This is a genomic window from Neisseria sp. P0009.S007 (assembly GCF_051962515.1).
Genome location: NZ_JBQCVF010000637.1, coordinates 1 through 918 on the forward strand (window position 1 = coordinate 1; position 918 = coordinate 918).

Annotated in this window: 2 protein-coding genes; both read left to right on the forward strand. The window is 47.1% G+C overall.

The window, feature by feature from the left end:
* Positions 1-760: type II CRISPR-associated endonuclease Cas1 (gene cas1, locus ACTHS3_RS15340; RefSeq protein ID WP_440368414.1), on the forward strand; the 760-nt coding region annotated here is incomplete at its 5' end.
* Positions 753-918: CRISPR-associated endonuclease Cas2 (gene cas2, locus ACTHS3_RS15345; protein WP_440368415.1), on the forward strand; the 166-nt coding region annotated here is incomplete at its 3' end. The genes cas1 and cas2, both read left to right, overlap by 8 nt.

Below are 918 nucleotides of genomic sequence, written 5' to 3' on the forward strand. Positions count from 1 at the left end.
GCTCCTATCAGCCTTAGCCGAACATGGCTCAACCCTGCTGACATGTGACGAACAGTTCCTACCCTGCGGACAATGGCTGCCTTATGCCCAATATCACCGCCAACTTAAAATCCTCAAGCTGCAGCTGAATATAAGCGAACCCTTAAAAAAGCAACTCTGGCAACATATCATCCGCCAAAAAATCCTAAATCAAGCATTTGTCGCAGACGAAACAGGCAATGATCTTGCCGCCAAACGGCTGCGCACTTTGGCAGTCGAAGTCCGTTCGGGCGATACAGGAAACCGTGAAGCCCAAGCTGCCGCCCTCTACTTCCAAGCCCTCTTTGGAGAAAAGTTTACTCGCAATGACAACAATGCCGTCAATGCCGCATTGAACTACACCTACGCCGTACTCCGTGCAGCAGTTGCACGCGCCCTGACTTTATATGGATGGTTGCCTGCATTAGGCTTGTTTCATAGAAGCGAACTAAATCCATTCAACCTCGCCGATGACTTTATCGAACCCTTACGCCCATTGGCCGACCTGGTCGTTATACATTTGCATGAACAAGGCCGTCTGAAAACTGATCTGACCCCTAATATCAAACAAAACCTTATCAAGACCCTTCACTGTCAAATCTGCATCGAACGGCAATACTTCAGCACCTTGGCTGCCATAGACAAAATGATTTCCTCATTTCAAGCCAGCGTAACTGACAAAAATGCCAAACAGCTGAAACTGCCTGAAATCTTGCCATTGAAAGAATACCAATATGAGTGAGGCCAAATTTATGAGGATTATTGTCTTCTTCGACCTACCGGTTACCACAGCGGCAAAGCGCAAAGCTGCCAATCAATTCCGCCAGTTTCTATTAAAAGATGGATACCAAATGCTCCAGCTTTCCGTATACAGCCGTATTGTCAAAGGTCGAGATTCGT